Below are 23,095 nucleotides of genomic sequence, written 5' to 3' on the forward strand. Positions count from 1 at the left end.
ATCCGCTCGCGGGCCGCACGCCTGCGAGCTTGGTCGGTGGGGTGATGAAGGGACGCGGCTTGCGTGGTCCGGCGGTTCAGCCGGGCCACGCCGGTTGCTGCATGTTTTGCATCGCTTGGACGACCAGCGTCACACAACGGTTGCACAACGATGCAATATAAATTGATGTGGATCAGAGAAGCACGCTCGGGCACACCCTCGCGTACAGACTCGTCCGATCCACCCGCCGACGCTGTCAGGCGCCGGCTGCCGCGCCATTGGTCGCGGACGGGCATGGCGGCACCGCGACCGCAGCGGCGGGCTTCGCCGCCGACGCCGCCCGGCCAGTGGTAGCGCCGCTATTCGCCGCGGCCATCGCATGCACGCCGGCCGCGATCTGCGTCGACACTTCCGCGAGCGCGCGCCGATGTCCATCGACGAGCGCATCGTAGCCGCCGCCGACCGTTTCGCTGACCACGCTGCGGCAGGTCATCACCGCATTGCTGCGCACGGCCCGCACGCTCCACACCGCGTCGATCAACGCATGCGAGCCGGGCCACGACTCGAAGCGCTGCACGTTCATCGCGATCCGGTACACGGCGACATCGTCGGGATGCGCGGTGCCGAACGCGTCGAGGGTGCCGAGCTGCTGCGTCAGATCGGTCGACAACGCACGGCGGATTTCGTCGCCGGGCAGCGAGGCCCAGCGTTCCTGTTCGAGCAGTTGCACCTGGGTGGGGCCGGTCTGCACGACCAGCTGGTTTCTCGACACCTGCGGCGGCACGTTGACCGGTGCGACTTCGATCAGCCACGCGGGCGCGGCGGCGGTGCGCGCCACCGCCGGCGTGGCGCCGTTCGCGGCGGCCGGATCGGCGCCGCCCAGCGTATAGAAACGGCTCGACGGCGACGAGCACGCCGCCAGCAGCATCGCCGCGCCCAGCGCGCCGGCAAGGGCCGCACGACGCACAGTGCCGCGCGGCAGACGGGGGAGCCGGGCAAACATCATGGTTTATCTCCTGATTTACCGCGCAACAGCGATTCGGGATGACGCTCCAGGTAATCCGACAGCGCGTTCAGCGACTGCAACGTGCGCGTCAGTTCCTGCAACGCCTGATGAACGTCGGACTGCAACGGCGAGTCCTGCTGCAAGGTCTGCTGAGCCGAACTGAAGGTCTGCTTCGCGGCCGTCAGCGTGTCGCGCGCCTGCGGCACGACTTCCTTGTCCAGCCGCGCGAACAGCTGGTCGGCGTTCTTCAGCGCGCTGTTCAGGTTGTCGCCGATCTGGTCGAACGGCACCTTGTCGAGCTTCTTCGCGATGTCCGCGACCTGCAGCTGCAACTCGTCGAGCGTGTTCGGGATGGTCGGCAGTTCGAGCGGATCGCTCGTCACGTCGACCTTGGCCGGCGGCGCTTTCGGGAAGATGTCGAGCGCCACGTACAGCTGGCTCGTGATCAGGTTGCCGGTGCGCAACTGGCCGCGCAGGCCGTGCTTGACCAGCTGTTCGAGCAGCGTCTGACCGGCGAGCGAGCCGGGCTGCGGCGCGTTTTCGCGGAAGCGCTTGCCGAGGCGGTCCGGATACACGTTCATCGTCACCGGCATCGTGAAGCTGCGGGTCTTCGGATCGTAGTCGATGCCGATGTTGGTCACCTGGCCGAGCACGATGCCGCGGAAGTCGACCGGCGCGCCGATCGACAGACCGCGCAGCGACTGGTTGAAGTTCATCACGACGCGCAGCGGCACGCCGTCCGGTTCGCGCATCGCGTCCACTTCGTCGGAGCCGAGGCGGAAGGTCTGGTTGTTCGGCGCCTGCGGGCCCATGTTCTGACCCGGCGGCGACTGGAACGACAGACCGCCGACGATCACCGTCGCGAGCGACTGCGTGTTCAGCTTGAAGCCGCTCGAATCGAGCCGCAGATCGACGCCGCTCGCGTGCCACCAGCGCGTGTTGGTGCCGACGTACTGGTCGAAAGGCTGCGACACGAACACCTGCATCGTCACGCCGGTGCCGTCTTTATCGAGCGAGAAGCCGACCACCTGGCCGACCTGCACGCGCCGGTAGAAGATCGGCGAGCCGATGTCGATCGAGCCGAGCGAGTCGCCATGCAGCGTGTACTGGCGGCCCTTCTGGTCGCCGGTGATGGGCGGCGGCGTTTCGAGGCCGACGAAGTTCTTCTCGGTATCGGTCGAGCGGCCGGCGTCCGTGCCGATGTACGCGCCGGAGAGCAGCGTGGTCAGGCCCGACACGCCGCTCGCGCCGACCCGCGGGCGCACCACCCAGAAGCGTGAATCCTTGACCGCGAAGTTCTCGCCTTCCTTGGTCAACTGCACCTGCACGAGCACGTGCGACAGATCCCTCGACAGCGTGATCGTCTTCACCGAACCGACGTCGACGTCCTTGTACTTGACCTTGGTCTTGCCCGGCTCCAGCCCTTCCGCGCTGATGAAGCTGATCGTGATCACGGGCCCGCGCTCGGTCACCGACTTGATCACGAGCGCGATACCGATCAGCGCGGCGATCAGCGGAATCACCCAGACGAGCGACGGCAGCCAGCGGCTGCGCGGTTCGATGTCGGGGTCCGGCAGTTGGGGCGGCAGTCTGGGTCCGTTCGAATCGTTGCGCGGCGCGTCTTCGGAAGCGGGCGTCGGTCCTTGCGGGCTAGTCATGGTCAGAATCCTGAGGTGTTGGGGTGCTGCTTTCCACGGGGTCCCAGATGAGCCGTGGATCGAATTGCATGGAAGCTATCATGGTCAGGATCACGACCGCGCCGAACGCGATCGCGCCCGGCCCGGCCGTGATCACGGCCAGCGATTTGAAGCGCACCAGCGCGACGGTGAGCGTGACGACGAACACGTCGAGCATCGACCAGCGACCGATCCGCTCGACCATCCGGTACAGCGTGGTGCGCTGCTGCGGCCGCCAGCGCGAGCGGCGCTGCGCGGTGACGGTGAGCAGCACCAGCACGCTGAGTTTCAGCATCGGCACCATGATGCTGGCGATGAACACGATGACCGCGAGCGGCCAGTCGCCCGAGGTCCAGAAATAGACGACGCCGCTCATGATGGTGTCGTCTTCGGCGCCGAGCAGCGAGTACGTGTGCATCACCGGCAGCAGGTTGGCCGGAATATACAGCAGCGCGGCGGCGATCAGCAGTGCCCATGTGCGCATCAGACTGTCGGGATTGCGCGAGTGCAGGGGCGCGCCGCAGCGGCCGCAGTGCTGCGGCGTGACCGAGCGGATGCGCGTTTCGACGCGTCCGCACGAATGACAGGAGACGAGGCCCGCGCGTTTCGCGGTGACGTATTTCATCGCGGGCTCATCCTTCGCGCGGCGTGGGCGGCAGGCCGGGCGGGGCGTTGCCGGATGGGCCATTGGACGGGCCGGTGGCGTTGCCGTTGCTCGTAGTGATGTCGGGCGGCGGCGCGGTCTGCGCGCCGTGCGACTCTGGCGGTATCGGCGACCCCGGCGCCATCGGCGTGCCGAGCGCGGCGGCCGCGCTATCGGCCGAGGTGCGCGGCAACGGACGGTCGTCGCGGCCGCCGAGTTCGTCGGCGATGTCCCACAGCACGGCGGGATCGAATGTGACGACGACCGCGAACATCAGCGTCAGCGCGCCGAACGCGAACAGCGCCGCTTCGGGAATCACGCGCGCGAGGCTCACCATCTTCACGATCGTGATCAGCACGCCGAGCATGAAGACTTCGATCATCCCCCACGGCCGCACGAACTGGATCGCGCGCAGCACGCGGTTGAAGTGGGTCGGCACGTAGCCGGCGCGCAGCGGCACCAGCACATACAGCAGCGCGACGAGTTCGGTGAGCGGAAAGAGAATGGTCGAGCAGAACACCATCACCGCGACGATTTCCATGTCCTCGCCCCACAGCGCGACGAGCGCGCCGAACAGCGTGGTCTGCGAGGTGATGCCGTTGGTCTCGAGTTCGACGATCGGAAAGCCCTGCGCGATCAGGAAGGTGATCAGCGCGGCGAGCGTCATCGCGCAGATTGCGTCGAGCTTACGCGATACGCCGCGATAGAGCGTCGCGCCGCAGCGCGGACAGCGCGCGGCGGTGCGCCCGACAAGCCGTGGCTTGCGGAACAGCGTGTCGCATTCATGGCACGCGATCAGGTTGTCATGTTCCATGCAGCAGGTGACCTAACGACATGAGTGGCGACTTGAGTAGCGGCGTGCAAGGCCTGTTCTCTGGGACGAGTCAGGCGGAGTGGGAGCAATAGTACCAAACGCGGCCTCGCGCACCGCATGAATCGCGCGGCGCCCGGAACGGTGCCGGGCCGTGGCCAGGCTCGTCCGCGCCGCGCGCTCTGACCGCTTTGTCTGTCGATTTGTTCAGGCTTGCTGGCGCCGCCGAGGCGCTGCGCTGCAAAAATCGGACCTGTCCGGCCAACGCCGCTGCAGCCAGCTTCTCGCGCTTCGGGTAGCATGGCGGCCTTGAGCCGCGCGTCGTCCGTGCGTCCGTCGATACCGCCGATGCGGTGTGCATAGACGGCATAGGCGGCATCAGCGGTAGCGGCGGCTGTAGCAGGCCCCACCGAGGCGCCGCCGCACGCAGCGCGGAATAGCCGGGCGCGCCGCACCGTTAACTTCTACCAGCCAGCGTTGACCTGTCATGACACTCAATCCATCGTTCGGTAACCGGGAGTCGTACACACGGACCGCCATCGCGTTTCACTGGCTGATCGCATTGCTGATCGTCTGCGGCTTCGCGCTTGGCTGGGTGATGACCGATATCCCGGGCTTCACGCCCACCAAGCTGCGCTATTTCTCCTGGCATAAATGGATCGGCGTGACCGTGTTCGCGCTCGCGATCCTGCGCATCCTGTGGCGCGCGACCCACGCCGCGCCGCCGATGCCGCGCCGCATGCCCACCTGGCAGCGCGGCGCCGCGCATCTCGTGCATCTGCTGTTGTACGTGCTGATGATCGCGATTCCCGTGTCCGGCTATCTGTACAGCTCGGCGGCCAACGTGCCGGTCGTCTATCTCGGGCTGATTCCGCTGCCGCGCCTGATCGCGCCCGACCCGCAGCTCAAGGAAGTGCTGAAGAACCTGCACATCGCGCTGAATTACACGCTGCTCGTGCTGGTCGCGCTGCACGTGGTGGCCGCGCTCAAGCATCAACTGGTCGACCGTGACGGGCTGCTGTCGCGCATGCTCCCTTTCCTCAAATAAGGACAACCATGAAGGTCTCGTTTTATCGCTACATGCTGGCGGCGTTCGCGGCCGCGTCGCTGACCGCCGCCGGCGCGGCGCTCGCGCAGGTCGACGTCGCGAAGAGCTTGGTGACGGCCACCTCGAAACAGATGAACGTGCCGGTCGAGGGCAAGTTCGGCAAGTTCACCGCGCAGGTCAGCTTCGATCCGGCCAAACCGGCGGCCGGCAGCGCGCAACTGAACATCGACGTCGCCAGCTACGACCTCGGTGACGAGAGCTACAACGAGCAGGTGCGCGGCAAGGAGTGGTTCGACGCGAAGACGTATCCGAGCGCGACCTTCGTGTCGAGCGCGATCGCGCCGGCTGGCGGCAACCAGTTCAAGGTGACCGGCAAGCTGACCATCAAGGGCAAATCGCAGACGGTCGTGGTGCCGGTCACCGTGAGCCAGCAGGGCGCGACGCAGACCTTCGACGGCGCGCTGCCGATCAAACGCTCGCAGTTCGACATCGGTACCGGCGAATGGAAGGACACCTCGGTGGTCGCCGACGAAGTCGTCATCAAGTTTCATATCGTCGCCGCGCACAAGTAACGTGGCGTTCGTATGAGGTAGGCCGCGCCGCGTGGGGCGCGGCGGGTTTCGCAACGCAGGTTTCACCGCGATTTTCAACGTAATACAGGAGCACGAATTGAAAACGACCATGTTGATCGCTGTTGGTGCGCTGGCTTCGTCGCTGTCGCTCGGGGCATTTGCCGCCGATACCTATATGCTCGATCCGACCCATACCTATCCGAGCTTCGAAGCCGATCACTTCGGCGGTCTGTCGATCTGGCGCGGCAAGTTCACGAAGACCACCGGCACGGTGACGCTCGATCGCGCGGCGAAGACCGGCACGCTCGAGGTGAGCGTCGATCCGGCGTCGGTGCAGACCGGCAACGCGAAGCTCGACGACCATCTGAAGACGCCCGAATTCTTCGACGTCGCGAAGTATCCGACCGTGACCTACAAGGGCACCGAGATCAAGTTCGACGGCGACAAGCCGGTCGAGGTGATAGGTAATCTGACGATTCGCGGCGTCACGAAGCCGGTGAATCTGAAGATCGATTCGTTCAAGTGCATGCAGCATCCGGTGCTCAAGCGCGAAGTGTGCGGCGTCGAGGCGAGCACGGAATTCAACCGTGCCGACTTCGGTCTGGACTTCGGCGCGAAGTACGGCTTCAGCATGCAGACGCGCCTGCATATCCAGTCGGAAGGCGTGAAGCAGTAAGCCCGACGATGAACCGCTCGTGCCTCTGTCGAAGGAGGCACAGGCAGGCAGCTTCCGCGCTGCACCGCAACACGAAACCGCTTCCATCAACCGCTTCTGTCGCCTCGCGACGAAGCGGTTTTTTATCGCCTGTAGCGAGCGTCGCGCGCTTGCTGCCGCGTTGCGGCGTCTTCGCCGCGTCCACCTGCGACGCACCATCCAATATTTGTCGCTCGCGTCGGTTTATTTTTTTCAGTTAAATAGAGCGCATGGAGTCATGCCGGTCGAGCGCGTAGCCGGTGAGGCTGGCGCGGACGTCATGCGTTCGCGTCGATCGATAAATAGTTCGCGCGATACAGGAGATCTGGATGAATGCAACGACAGCGGCAAGTGTCGCGGGAAGCCGGCAGAACTCGTGGCGCGCGGTCGCGGCTGCCTCGATCGGCAACGCGCTCGAATGGTTCGATCTGGTGGTGTACGGCTTTTTCGCCGTGACGATCTCGCGGCTGTTTTTCCCGGCCGGCAACGAGACGGTGTCGTTGCTGCTTACGCTCGGCACGTTCGGCGTGTCGTTTTTCATGCGGCCGCTCGGCGCGATCGTGATCGGCGCGTACGCCGACCGCGCCGGTCGCAAGGCGGCGCTGACGCTGTCGATCCTGCTGATGATGAGCGGCACGCTGATCATCGCGATTCTGCCGACCTATCAAAGCATCGGTCTGGCCGCGCCGCTGATTCTGGTGATCGCGCGGCTGATGCAGGGCTTCTCGGCGGGCGGCGAGTTCGGCAGCGCGACCGCGTTTCTCGCCGAGCACGTGCCGGGGCGGCGTGGCTTCTACGCGAGCTGGCAGATGGCGAGCCAGGGGCTGACGACGCTGCTCGCGGCCGGTTTCGGCGCGTTGCTGACGAGCCAGCTGTCGCCGCAGCAGATGGCGTCGTGGGGCTGGCGCGTGCCGTTTTTCTTCGGCCTGCTGATCGGGCCGGTCGCGTTCTACATCCGCACGAAGCTCGACGAGACTCCCGAATTTCTCGCCGCCGAAACGACCCAGACGCCGCTGCGCGATACCTTCGCGACGCACAAACTGCGCCTCGTGATCGCGATGGGCGTGGTCGTGCTCGGCACCGTGTCTTCGTATCTGGTGCTGTTCATGCCGACTTATGGCGTGAAGCAACTGGGGCTTGCGCCGTCGGTCGCGTTCGCAGCGATCGCGGTGACCGGGCTGATCCAGATGGTGTTTTCGCCGGTGTTCGGGCATCTGTCGGATCTGCATGGCCGCACGCGCATCATGCTGGGCGCGGCGGTGGCGCTGCTCGTGCTGGTCTATCCGGCGTTCCTGTATCTGATCGCGCATCCGAGCTTTGGCACGCTGATCGTGTGGCAGATCGTGTTCGGCTTTCTCGTCAGCGGCTACTTCGGCGCGACGCCGGGGCTGCTGTCCGAAATCTTCCCGGTGCAGACGCGCACGACCGGCATGTCGCTCGCGTATAACATCGCGGTGACGATCTTCGGCGGCTTCGGGCCGTTCATCATCGCGTGGCTGATCAGCGCGACCGGTTCGAAAGCGGCGCCGAGCTACTACATGATGTTTGCCGCGCTGATCAGTATCACGGCGCTGTTCGGCGCGCGGCGCAAGCTCGGGTTTCGCTAGGGAGCGGAGCGGGCAGGGATGTAGCGGCAACTGCCGTCGTGGGTATGGCCACGAAGTGACGACGCCCGAAGAGGCGGAGAGGGACAGGTCAACGCAAAAGGCCGGTTCGCGAGAACCGGCCTTTTTGTCTGAAGCTTCCTACGCGTGCATCAAACCTGCGCGCCCGCGTTCGGATCGTTCGGATCGACGCGTTCCTTCTTGTCCTTGATCAGATCTTCGCGCTTGATGCCGAACCACATCGCGAGCGCCGCGGCGACGAACACCGACGAGTAGATACCGAACAGAATACCGACCGTCAGCGCGAGTGCGAAGTAGTGCAGCGTCGGGCCGCCGAACAGGAACATCGACAGCACCATCATCTGCGTGCTGCCGTGCGTGATGATGGTTCGCGACATCGTGCTGGTGATCGCGTGGTTGATGACCTCGATCACGCTCATCTTGCGTTCGCGGCGGAAGGTTTCGCGAATCCGGTCGAAGATAACGACCGACTCGTTCACCGAATAGCCGAGCACCGCGAGCACCGCCGCCAGCACGGACAGTGAGAACTCCCACTGGAAGAACGCGAAGAAGCCGAGAATGATCACCACGTCGTGCAAGTTCGCGATCACGCCGGCCACCGCGTACTTCCATTCGAAGCGGAACGACAGATAGATCACGATGCCGATCACGACGCACGCGAGCGCGAGCAGACCGTCGGTGGCGAGTTCCTTGCCGACCTGCGGACCGACGAACTCGACGCGCTGCAACTGCACCTCGGGCGTGTCGGCCTTCAGCGCGCCCAACACCTGTTCGCTCTGCTGTGCGGACGTGTAGCCGGCCTTCAGCGGCAGACGGATCAGCACGTCGCGCGCGGTGCCGAAGTTCTGCACCTGCGCGTCGCCGTAACCGAGCTTGCCGAGCGTGTTGCGCACCGGGTCGAGCGGCGCCGCGTTCGGATACTGCACCTCGATCACGGTACCGCCGGTGAATTCCACCGACAGATGCAGCCCGCGATGCACGAGGAAAAACACGGCGGCGAGGAACGTCAGCAGCGAGATCATGTTGAAGATCAACGCGCGCTGCATGAACGGGATGTCTTTACGGAAACGGAAAAATTCCATGGTCTTGTTCTCCGGGACTCAGCGGGATGAACCCGGTTTCTGCGACGTCGGGTCGTTCGACGACGGCGTGTCCGGCGCATTGCGGCGACGCACGGTCGGCTTGCCGCGACCCTGCGCGCCGGCTGCGGCCGGTGCCTTCGTGCTCGACTTCGAGCTGGCCTGCGCGTTGGCGATGGCCTGCGCGGTGTCGCTGGCGGCGTCGTCGTTGCCCAGATAGGCACCGGCGGTGGCCGCTTGCGGGCGCCACACCTGGCCGATCGACAGCGACTTCAGCTTCTTCTTGCCGCCGTACCAGAAGTTGACGAGGCCGCGCGAGAAGAACACCGCCGAGAACATCGAGGTCAGGATACCGATACAGTGAACCATCGCGAAACCGCGCACCGGACCGGAGCCGAAGGCGAGCAGCGCGAGACCGGCGATCAGCGTGGTCACGTTCGAGTCGAGAATCGTCGCCCAGGCATGCGCGTAGCCGTTCTGGATCGCCAGCTGCGGCGGCGCGCCGTGGCGCAACTCTTCACGCACGCGCTCGTTGATCAGCACGTTCGCGTCGATCGCCATACCGAGCGCGAGTGCGATAGCGGCGATACCCGGCAGCGTGAGTGTGGCCTGCAGCATCGACAGCACCGCGACCAGCAGCAGCAGGTTGACGGACAGGCCGATCACCGAGATCACGCCGAACAGCATGTAGTACGCGACCATGAACACGGCGATTGCCGCGAAGCCCCACACCACCGAGTGGAAGCCCTTCTTGATGTTGTCGGCGCCGAGGCTCGGGCCGATCGTGCGTTCCTCGATGATTTCCATCGGCGCGGCGAGCGAACCGGCGCGCAGCAGCAGCGCGAGGTCGGCGGCGGCTTGCGGGGTCGGCTGACCGGTGATCTGGAAGCGGTCGCCCAGCTCCGACTGGATGGTGGCGACCGTCAGCACTTCGCCCTTGCCGCGCTCGAACAGCACCATTGCCATTGGCTTGCCGATGTTGTCGCGCGACACCGCGCGCACCGAGCGGCCGCCGGCCGAGTCGAGACGGATGTTGACCGACGGACGCTGATGCTCGTCGAAGCCCGCCGACGCGTCGATGATGCGGTCGCCGGTGAAGATCACCTGCTTGCGCAGCAGCACCGGCACCTGGTTGCCTTGCGTGAACAGTTCGTCGCCCGGCGGCACCGGGTCGTTCGGGTTCGGATGCGTGTTGACCGGGTCGGCGAGGCGCGCTTCGAGCGTCGCCGTACGACCGATGATGTCCTTCGCTTTCGCGGTGTCCTGCACGCCCGGCAGTTCGACCACGATGCGGTCCGCGCCCTGTTGCTGGATCACCGGCTCGGCCACGCCGAGTTCGTTCACACGGTTATGCAGCGTGGTGATGTTCTGCTTGAGCGCGGCGTCCTGCACCGCGCGCTGCACGGCCGGCGTGAACGTGCCGACCAGCTGCACGCCGCCATCCGCGCCGACGTTCGGCTGCGAGGCCCACTGGAGTTCGCTGACGCCGCGGCTGAGCAGCTTGAGCGCCGCGTCCGCGGTGGCCTGATCGGCCAGATTCACCACCACCGACTGGTTCACGCGATTCACGCCGCCGTCGCGCACGTTGTTGTCGCGCAGCAGTGTGCGCACGTCCGAGGCGTCCGAATCGAGCTTCTTGTTGAGTGCGCCGGCCATGTCGACCTGCAGCAGGAAGTGCACGCCGCCGCGCAGATCCAGACCGAGGTACATCGGCAGTGCGCGCAGCGCGGTCAGCCAGCTCGGCGACGCGCTTTGCAGGTTCAGCGCGACGATGTACTGCGGATCGTTCGGGTCGCTGTTCAGCGACTTCTGCAGCAGATCCTTCACGCGCAGCTGCGTGTCGGTGTCAGCCAGACGCACGCGGATGTTTGCGTTGTTCTGCGCGTTGTCGAACGTGACCGCGGTCGGCTTGATCTGATTGCCGGCGAGCGCGGCTTCGACCGACGCGAGCGTGGTGGCGTCGAGCCTGACCGTCGCCTTGCCGCTCGACACCTGCACCGCCGGCGCTTCGCCGTACAGATTGGGCAGCGTGTACACGAGGCCGATGACCAGAGCCACCAGCATCACGGCGTATTTCCAGAGGGGGTAGCGATTCATGAGTGGTCCAACGGGAAGGTTGGCTTGGATGCGATGCGTCCGGCGATGAGCGCGGCCAATTGGCGAAACTGCCTGATTGACCGCGAGGCCGCGCCGGACGCGGGAGAGCAGGCCTTACAGCGACTTGATCGTGCCCTTCGGCAGAATCGTCGTGACCGACGCCTTTTGCACGGTGATTTCCGTGCCTTCCGAGATTTCGATGCCGACGTAGGCTTCGCCCACCTTCGTCACCTTGCCGACGATGCCGCCGTTCGTCACGACTTCATCGCCCTTGGCCATCGCGGCGAGCATGTTGCGATGTTCCTTCTGGCGTTTCATCTGGGGGCGAATCATGATGAAGTACAGCACGCCGAACATCAGGATCAGCGGCAGGAAGCTCATCAGGTTCGATTCGATGCCACCTGCTGCAGCGCCTTGAGCATAGGCATTGGAAATGAACGACACGTTGGTCTCTCCGTTATCAGTCAAAACTAACAAAAAAGTCAGCCGATTATTCTACCACCGGCCACACGCGCGCCGGCGCGGCGAATCGGCTTTGCGATCAACCGTTTAAAGGCCCGCTTCGAGGTTCCAGGACGAGTTCGAAGCGGCACTGACGAAAGCTTATTGTAAGTTTTTCGGTGGAACGACGCTGAAGCGATCGTGAACGGCCCTGAATCGACAGGGAAATACGCGCGAATTCTTCAGTTCAATCCGCGCGCTCCGCGCACTCAGGACGCCGGTTCGATGCCGCGCGCGCGGTCCTCGTGGAACCGCTTGCGGAATGCGTCGAACATCTTCGCGTCGATCGCGTCGCGCATTTCCTGCATCAGTTCGAGGTAGTAGTGCAGGTTGTGGATCGTGTTCAACTGCGCGCCGAGGATTTCGCCGACGCGATGCAGATGGTGCAGATAGCCGCGCGTGAAGTTGCGGCAGGTGTAGCAGCCGCATTGCTCGTCGAGCGGGCGCAGCGAGTTCTTGTGCGTCGCGTTGCGGATCTTGACGTCGCCGAAGCGCGTGAACAGCCAGCCGTTGCGCGCGTTGCGGGTCGGCATCACGCAGTCGAACATGTCGACGCCGGCAGCCACCCCGGCCACCAGGTCTTCCGGCGTGCCGACGCCCATCAGGTAATGCGGCTTGTCGGCCGGCAGCTTCGGGCCGACGTGGTTCAGGATCCGCATCATGTCTTCCTTCGGCTCGCCGACCGACAGCCCGCCGATCGCCAGGCCGTGGAAGTTCTTCTCCGCGAGGCCGGCGAGCGACTCGTCGCGCAGGTCTTCGAACATGCCGCCCTGGACGATGCCGAACAGCGCATTCGGATTGCCGAGGCGCTGGAATTCGTCGATCGAGCGCTGTGCCCAGCGCATCGACATACGCATCGAGTCGGCCGCTTCCTTGTGCGAGGTCGGGATGTTGTTGGTCGCGTACGGCGTGCATTCGTCGAACTGCATCACGATGTCCGAGTTCAGCACCTTCTGGATCTGCATCGACACTTCCGGCGACAGGAACAGCCGGTCGCCGTTGATCGGCGACGCGAACGTGACGCCGTCTTCGGTGATCTTGCGCAGATCGCCGAGCGAGAACACCTGGAAGCCGCCCGAATCGGTCAGGATCGGCTTGTTCCAGCCCATGAAGCGGTGCAGGCCGCCGTGCGCCTCGATGGTTTCGAGCCCCGGGCGCAGCCACAGGTGAAACGTGTTGCCGAGGATGATCTGCGCGTGCATCTCATCGAGTTCGCGTGGCTGGACCGCCTTGACGGTGCCGTAGGTGCCGACCGGCATGAAGATCGGCGTTTCGACCACGCCGTGATTGAGCGTGACGCGGCCGCGGCGCGCCTGGCCGTCGGTGCCGAGCAGTTCGAATTTGAGGCCGTTGTCCGGGCACTCGTGGACGGGCTGTTGCGACGAGGGATGACCTGAGGTCATTGAGATAACTCCTGTGCTACCGGAAAACAGTCCGGCGCGGATAGGGAAACGCCGCCACGAGATCTCGCGGCGGTTGGGAATACTACAAGACGTCGAAGCGGTGCCTGGATCCGCTTAAGCATCGCGCCGCGTAAGCAGCATCGCATCGCCGTAGCTGAAAAAGCGATAGCGCTCGTCGATCGCATGACGATACGCGGCGCGAATCGTCTCGACGCCCGCGAATGCCGACACCAGCATCAGCAGCGTCGACTTCGGCAAATGGAAGTTCGTGACCAGCCGGTCGACCACGCGAAAGCGATAGCCCGGCGTGATGAAGATGTCGGTTTCCGCGCTGGCTGCCGCAAGCGGGTGGCCGGCGGCTTCGGCGTCGCGCGCGGCGGCTTCGAGCGCGCGCATCGAGGTCGTGCCGACCGCGATCACGCGGTTGCCGCGCGCTTTGGTCGCGGCGATCTTGTCCGCGAGCGCCTGCGGCAGGTGATACCACTCGCTGTGCATCTTGTGTTCGGCGATGTTCTCGACCCGCACCGGCTGGAACGTGCCGGCGCCGACGTGCAATGTCAGCGTCGCGCGTTCGACGCCGTGCGCGTCGAGCTTCGCGAGCAGCGCGTCGTCGAAATGCAGGCCCGCGGTCGGCGCGGCGACCGCGCCCGGATTCTGCGCGAACACCGTTTGATAGCGGGTTTCGTCGGTCGAGTCGGGGTCGTGCTCGATGTACGGCGGCAGCGGCAGACGGCCGTATTGCTCGATCAGCGTCAGGCAGTCGGCGGGGAAGTGCAGCGTGTAGAACTGGTCGACGCGCTCGCCGACGGTGACGTCGAACGCATCCGCGAGACGGGCGGTGGTGCCCGGCTGCGGGCTCTTGCTCGCGCGGATCTGCGCGAGCGCGGTGCGCTCGCCGGTCAGGCGCTCGACCAGCACCTCGATCTTGCCGCCGCTCGCCTTCTGGCCGAAGAAGCGCGCCTTCAGCACCTTGGTATCGTTGAACACGAGCAGATCGCCCGGTGCGATGCACGCGGGCAGCTCGGTGAAGCGGCGGTCGATCAGGCGCGCGGCGCCATCGGGGGCACCCGCGGCGTCCACGTCGAGCAGACGGCTCGCGCTGCGCTCGGGCAACGCGACTTGCGCGATCAGCTCGGGCGGCAGATCGAAATCGAAATCGGAAAGCGTAAACATGCGAACGACTGGAAGCGAATTGGGACGGAATTGAGCCGAAGCCGGAGCCGGGCGGCTATGATGGCGGGACGCCGAAGCGGCCTGTGCGCCCTGCGCCGCATCCCGCATGCGAGACAGCACGTGGCGCGGCACGACGTTTTTTTCGACAGCAGCCGATATTGTACTTGCGAAGCAGCCCATGCCTTTGTCCGACCGCCGATTGTCCGTTGCCACCCTCGAAGCGGGCGCCACGCCGCGGCGCCGCAGTGCGCGAGGTGAGGCGCGGGATGACGAGGCATCGCAAGACGGTGAGGGCGGTGGCGTTGGCGTGACGGCGGCCGGCAACGACGTCGGCGCTGATGGCGAGAATGCCGGTGGCCGCGCGGGCGATCCGCCGGAAGCCGTCGCCGACAGCGGTGATGGCAACGGCAACGACGAGCCGCCCACCGCCAAAACCAAAGCGACCGCAAAGGCTGCCGGCGCAAAACCCGCAGCCAAACCCGCAGCCAAAGCCCCCGTCAAAACCGCCGACAAGCTCGCCAAACTCGGCCTCAAGCGCGACATCGACCTCGTGCTGCATCTGCCGATGCGCTACGAAGACGAAACCTCGCTGACGCCGATCGGCCACCTGCTGCCCGGCGGCATCGCGCAAACCGAGGGCGTCGTGTTCGACAACGAGATCGCGTACCGGCCGCGTCGCCAGTTGCTCGTCAAGTTGCGCGATGCCGACGGCGACGAACTGGTGCTGCGCTTTCTCAATTTCTACGGCTCGCAGGTCAAGCAGATGGAGCCCGGCACGCGGCTGCGGGTGCGCGGTGACGTGCGCGGCGGCTTCTTCGGCATGGAGATGGTGCATCCGGCCGTGCGCGTCGTCGATGAAGACACGCCGTTGCCGCAGGCGCTCACGCCGGTCTATCCGAGCACGGCGGGCGTGTCGCAGGCGTATCTGCGCAAGGCGATCGACAACGCGCTCGCGCGCACCTCGCTGCCCGAACTGCTGCCCGCGCCGGTCGCGCGCGCGTATCTCGAACCGCTCGGCGTGCCGTCGCTGATGGACGCAGTGCGCACGCTGCATCATCCGGGCGCGCACTCGGACGAAACCGCGCTGATCGACGGCACGCATCCGGCGTGGGTGCGCATCAAGTTCGAAGAGCTGCTGGCGCAGCAGATGTCGCTCAAACGCGCGCACGACGAGCGCCGCACGCGCGCCGCGCCAGCGATGCCGCGCCGTAAGCTCGGCGACGAATCCGCGCTGGTCGCGCGTCTGCTGAAGGCGTTGCCGTTTTCGTTGACGGCCGCGCAGGAGCGCGTCGGCGGCGAGATCGCGCTCGATCTGACCCAGCCGCATCCGATGCAGCGGCTCTTGCAGGGCGACGTCGGCAGCGGCAAGACGATCGTCGCGGCGCTCGCCGCCGCGCAGGCGATCGACGCCGGCTACCAGGCCGCGCTGATGGCGCCGACCGAAATCCTCGCCGAGCAGCACGCGCGCAAACTGCGCGGCTGGCTGGAGCCGCTCGGCGTGAGCGTCGCGTGGCTCGCGGGCAGTCTGAAGACGAAGGAGAAGCGGGCGGCGATCGAGGCGGCCGCGCTCGGCACCGCGCAACTGGTGATCGGCACGCACGCGATCATCCAGGACGCGGTCGAGTTCGCGCGCCTCGGGCTCGTGATCGTCGACGAACAGCATCGCTTCGGCGTCGCGCAACGGCTCGCGCTGCGCGCGAAGGCGCAGGGCGCGGCCGATGGCGCGCGCGACTTTCAGCCGCATCAACTGATGATGTCCGCGACGCCGATCCCGCGCACGCTCGCGATGACCTATTACGCGGACCTCGACGTATCGACGATCGACGAACTGCCGCCCGGCCGCACGCCGATTCTGACCAAGCTCGTCTCCGATGCGCGCCGCGACGAGGTGATCGGCCGCGTGCGCGAAGCGGCGCTGACCGGGCGCCAGGTGTACTGGGTGTGTCCGCTGATCGAGGAAAGCGAGACGCTGCAATTGCAGACCGCGGTCGAGACCTACGAAACGCTGGTGGCCGCGTTGCCCGAGCTGCAGGTCGGGCTCGTGCACGGGCGGCTTGCGCCCGCCGAGAAGGCCGCGGTGATGGACGCGTTTTCGCGCAACGAGACCCAGTTGCTAGTCGCGACGACGGTGATCGAAGTGGGCGTCGACGTGCCGAACGCGTCGCTGATGGTGATCGAGCATGCGGAGCGCTTTGGCCTCGCGCAGTTGCATCAGCTGCGTGGACGGGTGGGGCGCGGCAGCGCGGCGTCGGTGTGCGTGCTGCTGTACACCGGACCGCTGTCGATGACCGCGCGCGCGCGTCTGCAGACGATGCGCGAAACCACCGACGGCTTCGAGATCGCACGGCGCGATCTCGAGATTCGCGGGCCGGGCGAGTTTCTCGGCGCGCGCCAGTCGGGCGCGGCGATGCTGCGTTTCGCCGACCTCGAAAACGATCAATACCTGATCGAGCCCGCTCGCGAGGCCGCCGCGACGCTGCTCGAACAGTATCCGGACGTAGTGCTTCAGCATCTGGCGCGCTGGCTTGGCGCGCGCGAGCAGTATCTGAAGGCGTGATGAAGGCGTGAGTCCGCGGGCGGCTTGCGCCTGGTCAGGGACAGCGCTGAACGTGGGCCGTCGCACGGCTAAAAGGTTGGCGAACCGACCCTATAGGTGTATAACTAGAACCTATCGAATCCCTCGTACTGATTGATCCCCGAATGACGCTCACCGAATTGAAATACATCGTGGCGGTCGCCCGCGAGCGGCACTTCGGCCGGGCCGCCGAAGCGTGTTTCGTCAGCCAGCCCACGCTGTCCGTCGCCATCAAGAAGCTCGAAGACGAGCTGAACGTGCAGATTTTCGAGCGCGGCACCAGCGAAGTCAGCGTAACGCCGATCGGCGAACAGATCGTCACGCAGGCCCAGCGCGTGCTCGAACAGACGCTCGCGATCAAGGAAATCGCCAAGCAGGGCAAGGACCCGCTGGTCGGCCCGCTGCGTCTCGGCGTGATCTATACGATCGGACCGTACCTGCTGCCCACGCTCGTCAAGCAGATGATCCAGCGCGTGCCGCAAATGCCGCTGATGCTGCAGGAGAACTACACGCTCAAGCTGATCGAGTTGCTCAAGCAGGGCGAGATCGACGTCGCGATCATGGCGCTGCCGTTTCCCGAAACCGGCCTGATGCTGCGTCCGCTGTACGACGAGCCGTTCGTCGTCGCGCTGCCGTCGGGCCACGCGTGGGAAAACCGCCCGAAGATCGATCCCGACGATCTGAAGCAGGAAACCATGCTGCTGCTCGGCAGCGGCCATTGTTTCCGCGATCACGTGCTCGGCGTGTGCCCCGAGCTGATGCGCTTCTCGCAGAACGCGGACGGCATCCAGAAGACTTTCGAGGGGTCGTCGCTGGAAACGATTCGACACATGGTTGCGAGCGGCGTCGGCATCACCGTGCTGCCGCGCATGTCGGTGCATGAGGTCAAGCCGCATGCGGGCGGAATCGACGCGGGGCTGCTCAGCTATGTTCCATTCGACGAGCCGGTGCCGGATCGCCGCGTCGTGCTCGCGTGGCGCAAGAGCTTCACGCGGATGCCCGCGATCGAAGCGATCTGCGACGCGATCTCCGCCTGCGATCTGCCGGGCGTCAAGAAGCTCGAACTGCCGGCCGCGGTCAACTGACGACCGCAGGCGAAGGCCGACGACTGCGCTGAGTTCCCCGGCGCAGTCTGTCTTGAAAAAAGGGGGGCGAACCTATCGAATAGATAAAATTAATTAAATATAGATATTCGATAGTATTGTTATAGTGTCCTCAAAGGGATCGCCCGATCCCTTACTCCACAAGGCCCAGGCGCACCCATGACGCTTGAGGCTCCGGGAAGCCAGGAGGACACCGTCATGCAAGCAGATTCATTGCCCATCTCCGCACTCGACGTGCAACCGGCCTCGACGCTCGCCGCGACGAGCGCGCGCACCATCGCGGTGGCCTTGCTGGTCGACCGGGTGCTGGCCGCCATGACGCGTCGGCCGGTCGCGGCACCGCCTGACTCGTATCGTCCGCTTTCCCTCTGTTTGACAAAAACCACGCAGGAGTATGTATGTCCGAACGTAAGCTCACCAATGCCGCTGGTGCTCCCATCGCCGACAACCAGAATTCGATGACCGCCGGTGCGCGCGGCCCGGTCGTGCTGCAGGACGTCTGGCTGCTCGAAAAGCTCGCTCACTTCGATCGTGAAGTGATTCCCGAGCGTCGCGTTCACGCGAAGGGCTCGGGCGCATTCGGCACGCTGAAGGTCACGCACGACATTTCGCGCTACACGAAGGCGAAGGTGTTCGCCGAGGTCGGCAAGGAAACGCCGCTCTTCATGCGCTTTTCGACGGTGGCCGGCGAGCGTGGCGCGGCCGACGCCGAGCGCGACGTGCGCGGCTTCTCGATCAAGTTCTACACCGAAGAAGGCAACTGGGACGTGGTCGGCAACAACACGCCGGTGTTCTTCATCCGCGATCCGCTGAAGTTTCCGGACTTCATCCATACGCAGAAGCGCGATCCGTACACGAACCTGCGCAGCAATGTCGCGGCGTGGGATTTCTGGTCGCGTCATCCGGAGTCGCTGCATCAGGTGACGATTCTAATGAGCGATCGCGGCATTCCGAAGAACTACCGGCAGATGCACGGCTTCGGCTCGCACACGTACTCGTTCATCAACGCGAACAACGAGCGCTTCTGGATCAAGTTCCACTTCAAGTCGCTGCAGGGCATCGAGAACTTCACCGACGCCGAGGCTGGCCAGGTGGTCGCGGACGACCGCGAAAGCGCGCAGCGCGATCTCGTGAACAGCATCGACGCGGGTAACTTCCCGAAGTGGCGCTTCGCGATTCAGGTGATGCCGGAAGCGGACGCGGCGAAGTATCGCTTCAACCCGTTCGACATCACGAAGGCGTGGTCGCAGAAGGACTATCCGTTGATCGACGTCGGCACGATCGAGCTGAACCGCAACGCAGCGAACTATTTCGCCGACGTCGAGCAGGCCGCGTTCACGCCGGCCAACGTGGTGCCCGGCATCGGCTTCTCGCCGGACCGTCTGTTGCAGGGGCGGCTGTTCTCGTACGGCGACACGCAGCGTTACCGGCTCGGCATCAATCACCACCAGATTCCGGTGAATGCGCCGCGCGCACCGAACGCGCATTCGTTCCATCGCGACGGCGCGATGCGCACGGACGGCAACCTCGGCGGCAACGTGAATTACGAGCCGAACCGTTTCGGCGACTTCGCGCAGGACGCGAATGCGTCGGAGCCGCCGCTCGCGGCGGGTGCGGTCGATCGTTACGATCATCGCGAGGACGACGATTACTACACGCAGCCGGGCATGCTGTTCAAGCTGTTCGACGCGGCGCAGCGTGAGCGTCTGTTCGGCAATATCGCGCGGCATATCGATGGCGTGCCGCAGGAGATTATCGCGCGTCAGATCGAGCATTTCCGCCGCGCCGATCCGGCCTACGCGGAGGGTGTGGTCGCTGCACTGGCTGCGTTGCAGGAAGGCAAGAGCCGTGAGTCGTCACGCGCTAGAGAAGCACTAACAGGAAAGCAGTAACAAGGCAGTCGACGGTGGGGCGCAATGCGCTCCGCCGTTCAGGTTAGAACCGGGAGTACGGACGTGATCCAGATGATGATGACAATGACAGGCAGTGGCGCGATGGCCTCCGCGGGCGGCATGCTGCGTGAGCGGCGTGTGTGGGCGCTGCGCAAGATGACCGGCTTCGCGATCGTCGCGGGCGGCTTCGCGGTGATCGGCGCGCAGGTATTGCATGGGCTGGGTGGTTGAGCGTAGGCGTCTGGGCGTGAGCGTCTCTCGCGCGAACCAACCGCAGAGCCACCGCAAACCTGTCGAAACCGTGGCGGACGAGCCGCGCCGTGACCGCAAATTGACACCGGAATGACAGTCCATCTGCGGCAAACTGCCATTGAATAAAGGCCACAAGCGCGTGCGTGGCGCGCGAACCTTGCAGCATTTCACGCTACACTGTCGAACGTTTTATCTCTGTTCCTGCAGACCGTCATTCGCGACCGGTTCGTATCACTCTTCGAAGGAGTCATCATGGCCAAAAAAGAAGCCGCAGCCGTACAGCACGTCAATATCGGGATCAGCGACAAGGATCGCAAGAAGATTGCAGAGGGACTGTCGCGCCTGCTCGCCGACACCTACACGCTGTACCTGAAGACCCACAACTTCCACTGGAACGTTACGGGTCCGATGTTCAACACGCTGCATCTGATGTTCGAAACGCAGTACAACGAACTGGCGCTCGCAGTCGATGCGATCGCCGAACGTATCCGCGCGCTGGGTGTACATGCGCCGGGCAGCTACAAGGAATTCGCGAAGCTGTCGTCGATCCCGGAAGCGGATGGCGTGCCGGCTGCGGAAGACATGATCCGTCAGCTCGTCGAAGGTCAGGAAGCCGTGGTGCGCACCGCACGCGCGATCTTCCCGTCGACGGAAGCCGCCAACGACGAGCCGACCGCCGACCTGCTCACGCAACGCATGCAGACGCACGAAAAGACCGCGTGGATGCTGCGCTCGCTGCTGGCCTGAGCGGCTGTCGAGTCGCATCGGAGGGCGAGGTGGGCGATGCCCGCGCCGCGCTCCGAAACGAACAAGCCTCCCTTTGGGGAGGCTTTTTTTTGCGGCACCGTCGTGCGTTCGAATCTGCATGCGGCACAAGCGTGCCTTTGCGGGAGCGCAGCGGGCGGCTCGCTCGCTTCCCGTAGAATAGCGGGACCGTGTTCGCACTTCACTGCGCACTTCAACGCGCACTTACCGAATTCGCCCATGTTCGCCCGACTTCCCCTGTATCTGCGCCTCGTGCGCATGGACAAGCCGATCGGCAGCCTGCTGTTGCTGTGGCCGACGCTCAACGCATTGTGGATTGCGTCCGGCGGTCATCCGTCGTGGCAACTGCTGGTGATCTTCACCGTCGGTACGGTGCTGATGCGCTCGGCCGGCTGCGCGATCAACGATTACGCGGACCGCGATTTCGACCGTCACGTGAAGCGCACCGAAAACCGGCCGCTGACGTCCGGCAAGATCAAGGCGTGGGAAGCGGTCGCGCTAGCCACCGGGCTGTCGCTGATCGCGTTTCTGCTGATCCAGCCGCTCAATGCGCTGACCAAAGAGTTGTCGGTGATTGCGCTGTTCGTCGCCGGCACGTATCCGTTCATGAAGCGTTTCTTTGCGATTCCGCAGGCGTATCTGGGCGTCGCGTTCGGCTTCGGCATTCCGATGGCATTCGCCGCGGTGCAGGATCACGTGCCGCTGCTCGCATGGGTGATGCTGATCGCGAACATCTTCTGGGCGGTCGCGTACGACACCGAATACGCGATGGTCGATCGCGACGACGACATCAAGATCGGTATCCGCACGTCGGCGCTGACCTTCGGCCGCTTCGACGTGGCCGCGGTGATGCTGTGTTACGCGGTGACGCTGGGGATTTACGTCGGCATCGGCCTGACGCTTGGATTCGGTGTGCTGTACTGGCTGGGCTGGGCGGCCGCGGTGGGTTGCGCGATCTACCACTACACGCTGATTCGCAATCGCGAACGCATGCCGTGCTTCGCCGCGTTCCGCCACAACAACTGGCTTGGCGGTGCGCTGTTCGCGGGGATTGCCGCGCATTACGCGGCTGCTTCGTTTTAATTTTTCCGCGTGCGGTCTTGTTGAGTGCGAGACCGCTGCTGTTTTCGAAGTTTCCGAACGCCGTAGACGCTCGTCCTGAATCGAACAGGGGCGATGCGTTCTACGGCGTGTTCGTTTCTGCTACGCCTTCGTTGGCGGCCCCATCCGCGGCTTCATCGACAAGGTTGCGCACACACGACATGCGGCGGCAAGATGCTCGAGCGTCTTGCCGCAACAGCAGCGCAACTTACTGCTTGCCGAACTCGTCGCCCATCTCTCTCGCGCGCGCATCGGCGGCGAGCGCGCCGCGCACGATCGCGTCCTTGATCCCGCTGGCTTCGAACGACGCCAGCGCCGCTGCCGTCGTGCCGCCCTTCGACGTCACGCGCTCGCGCAGCACGCTCGGCGGCTCGTCGGAATTCGCCGCCAGCTGCGCGGCGCCCGTGAAGGTCGCGACCGCGAGCGCGCGGCCTTGCGCTTCGTCCATGCCGAGCTGGCGCGCGGCTTCCTGCAGCGCCTCGATGAAATAGAACACGTAGGCGGGGCCGCTGCCCGAGATCGCCGTTACCGCATCGATCTTCGCTTCGTCGTCGAACCAGACGGTTTCGCCGACCGCGCCGAGTACCTGCGACGCGAGTTCGCGGCCCGCCGCGTCGACGCTGCCCGTCGCCACCAGCCCCGTCACGCCCATGCCGATCAGCGCCGGCGTATTCGGCATCACGCGCACGATACGGCTGTGGCCATTGAGCCAACGCGACATATCGCCGATCCGGATGCCCGCGACGATGCTGACCGCCAGTTGCGACGCGCGCAGATGCGGGGCGATCGCCTCGGCAACGCTCTTCAGGATCTGCGGCTTCACCGCGAGCACGACCGCGTCGTAGTCGGCGAGCGCGCCGTCGGCGGCCGCGCCGGTGCGGATGCCGAATTGCTGCTCGTTGCGCTTGCGCGCGTCGTCGTTCGGATCGATCGCGTACAGGTCCGCGGGCGCGACGCCCCGCTTGATGAGGCCGCCGATCAACGCCGCAGCCATGTTGCCGCCGCCGATAAACGCAATTTTCATGATGGTCCGGATAGGTTCAGGTGAGAGGCGGAAAATGCGCCGGGGGCGTCGCGCATGAAGGAAGCCTGCGCGCGCC

The 23,095-nt window shown here is 65.0% G+C and carries 20 protein-coding genes; 10 read left to right on the forward strand and 10 right to left on the reverse strand.

Translation table 11 applies throughout. From position 1 onward, the window contains the following. Positions 1–235: 235 nt before the first annotated feature. From HHL14_RS07525 to HHL14_RS07540, 4 genes are read right to left on the reverse strand one after another with little or no spacing between them, the layout of a single operon-like run. Positions 236–985, reverse strand: a complete 750-nt coding sequence (locus tag HHL14_RS07525; protein ID WP_169496968.1) for a PqiC family protein — start codon at positions 983–985, stop codon at positions 236–238. Next, positions 982–2,643, reverse strand: coding sequence for a PqiB family protein (locus HHL14_RS07530; RefSeq protein ID WP_169496969.1), 1,662 nt, complete (start codon positions 2,641–2,643; stop codon positions 982–984). Before HHL14_RS07530 ends, HHL14_RS07525 begins: the two co-directional genes overlap by 4 nt. Continuing rightward, complete coding sequence (locus HHL14_RS07535) at positions 2,636–3,286, reverse strand: paraquat-inducible protein A (RefSeq protein WP_169496970.1); 651 nt, start codon at positions 3,284–3,286, stop codon at positions 2,636–2,638. The genes HHL14_RS07530 and HHL14_RS07535 overlap by 8 nt, the downstream gene beginning before the upstream one ends. A 7-nt stretch (positions 3,287–3,293) precedes the next feature. Further along, on the reverse strand, positions 3,294–4,118 hold the full coding sequence (locus HHL14_RS07540; protein WP_169496971.1) for a paraquat-inducible protein A: 825 nt from the start codon (positions 4,116–4,118) through the stop codon (positions 3,294–3,296). A gap of 484 nt (positions 4,119–4,602) precedes the next feature. Here HHL14_RS07540 and HHL14_RS07545 point away from each other — a divergent pair, with 484 nt between their 5' ends. The 4 genes from HHL14_RS07545 to HHL14_RS07560 all read left to right on the forward strand — a co-directional run bounded on the left by HHL14_RS07545 (position 4,603) and on the right by HHL14_RS07560 (position 8,036). Then, positions 4,603–5,163 (forward strand): cytochrome b, encoded by a 561-nt coding sequence (locus HHL14_RS07545; protein WP_169496972.1) that lies wholly within the window; start codon positions 4,603–4,605, stop codon positions 5,161–5,163. Positions 5,164–5,171: 8 nt separating this feature from the next. After that, entirely contained in the window at positions 5,172–5,735 is a 564-nt protein-coding gene (locus tag HHL14_RS07550) for a YceI family protein (RefSeq protein ID WP_169496973.1), read from the forward strand. Positions 5,736–5,844: 109 nt separating this feature from the next. Continuing rightward, positions 5,845–6,411 carry a YceI family protein gene (locus HHL14_RS07555; protein WP_169497259.1) on the forward strand — a complete coding sequence of 189 codons (567 nt, stop codon included), beginning with the start codon at positions 5,845–5,847 and terminating at the stop codon, positions 6,409–6,411. Positions 6,412–6,758: 347 nt separating this feature from the next. Further along, entirely contained in the window at positions 6,759–8,036 is a 1,278-nt protein-coding gene (locus HHL14_RS07560; protein ID WP_169496974.1) for an MFS transporter, read from the forward strand. Between the two features lie 149 nt (positions 8,037–8,185). Here HHL14_RS07560 and secF read toward each other — a convergent pair whose 3' ends face one another. The 5 genes from secF to queA form a co-directional block, all read right to left on the reverse strand. Continuing rightward, the gene (gene secF / locus HHL14_RS07565; protein ID WP_169496975.1) at positions 8,186–9,136 is read right to left on the reverse strand and encodes a protein translocase subunit SecF; all 951 of its coding nucleotides are present in this window, start codon (positions 9,134–9,136) and stop codon (positions 8,186–8,188) included. Between the two features lie 18 nt (positions 9,137–9,154). After that, positions 9,155–11,230, reverse strand: coding sequence for a protein translocase subunit SecD (secD, locus tag HHL14_RS07570; protein ID WP_169496976.1), 2,076 nt, complete (start codon positions 11,228–11,230; stop codon positions 9,155–9,157). Positions 11,231–11,344: 114 nt separating this feature from the next. Beyond that, positions 11,345–11,674, reverse strand: coding sequence for a preprotein translocase subunit YajC (gene yajC / locus HHL14_RS07575; protein ID WP_169496977.1), 330 nt, complete (start codon positions 11,672–11,674; stop codon positions 11,345–11,347). Positions 11,675–11,940: 266 nt separating this feature from the next. Then, positions 11,941–13,134: a tRNA guanosine(34) transglycosylase Tgt gene (gene tgt, locus HHL14_RS07580; RefSeq protein WP_169496978.1), complete on the reverse strand. Its 1,194-nt coding sequence runs from the start codon at positions 13,132–13,134 to the stop codon at positions 11,941–11,943. Between the two features lie 114 nt (positions 13,135–13,248). Continuing rightward, complete coding sequence (gene queA, locus HHL14_RS07585) at positions 13,249–14,307, reverse strand: tRNA preQ1(34) S-adenosylmethionine ribosyltransferase-isomerase QueA (protein ID WP_169496979.1); 1,059 nt, start codon at positions 14,305–14,307, stop codon at positions 13,249–13,251. Between the two features lie 178 nt (positions 14,308–14,485). On the opposite strand from queA, the gene recG reads away from it, so the two are divergent. From recG to ubiA, 6 genes are all read left to right on the forward strand, one after another. Then, a complete protein-coding gene (gene recG / locus HHL14_RS07590; RefSeq protein ID WP_169496980.1) occupies positions 14,486–16,864 on the forward strand; it encodes an ATP-dependent DNA helicase RecG in 2,379 nt (792 codons plus the stop codon). A 143-nt stretch (positions 16,865–17,007) separates the two neighbouring features. Then, positions 17,008–17,967: a hydrogen peroxide-inducible genes activator gene (locus tag HHL14_RS07595; RefSeq protein ID WP_169496981.1), complete on the forward strand. Its 960-nt coding sequence runs from the start codon at positions 17,008–17,010 to the stop codon at positions 17,965–17,967. A 416-nt stretch (positions 17,968–18,383) separates the two neighbouring features. Beyond that, complete coding sequence (locus HHL14_RS07600; protein ID WP_169496982.1) at positions 18,384–19,877, forward strand: catalase; 1,494 nt, start codon at positions 18,384–18,386, stop codon at positions 19,875–19,877. A 72-nt stretch (positions 19,878–19,949) separates the two neighbouring features. Then, on the forward strand, positions 19,950–20,108 hold the full coding sequence (locus HHL14_RS07605; RefSeq protein ID WP_169496983.1) for a hypothetical protein: 159 nt from the start codon (positions 19,950–19,952) through the stop codon (positions 20,106–20,108). Positions 20,109–20,381: 273 nt separating this feature from the next. Next, positions 20,382–20,876 carry a Dps family protein gene (locus tag HHL14_RS07610; RefSeq protein WP_169496984.1) on the forward strand — a complete coding sequence of 165 codons (495 nt, stop codon included), beginning with the start codon at positions 20,382–20,384 and terminating at the stop codon, positions 20,874–20,876. Between the two features lie 237 nt (positions 20,877–21,113). Next, positions 21,114–21,977: a 4-hydroxybenzoate octaprenyltransferase gene (ubiA, locus tag HHL14_RS07615; protein ID WP_169496985.1), complete on the forward strand. Its 864-nt coding sequence runs from the start codon at positions 21,114–21,116 to the stop codon at positions 21,975–21,977. Between the two features lie 226 nt (positions 21,978–22,203). Here the strand turns inward: ubiA and proC are convergent, their stop codons facing one another. Next, positions 22,204–23,019 (reverse strand): pyrroline-5-carboxylate reductase, encoded by an 816-nt coding sequence (gene proC / locus HHL14_RS07620; protein WP_169496986.1) that lies wholly within the window; start codon positions 23,017–23,019, stop codon positions 22,204–22,206. Between the last annotated feature and the right edge of the window lie 76 nt (positions 23,020–23,095).

Origin of the sequence: Paraburkholderia antibiotica, assembly GCF_012927125.1 — a bacterium.
GTDB lineage: Bacteria > Pseudomonadota > Gammaproteobacteria > Burkholderiales > Burkholderiaceae > Paraburkholderia > Paraburkholderia antibiotica.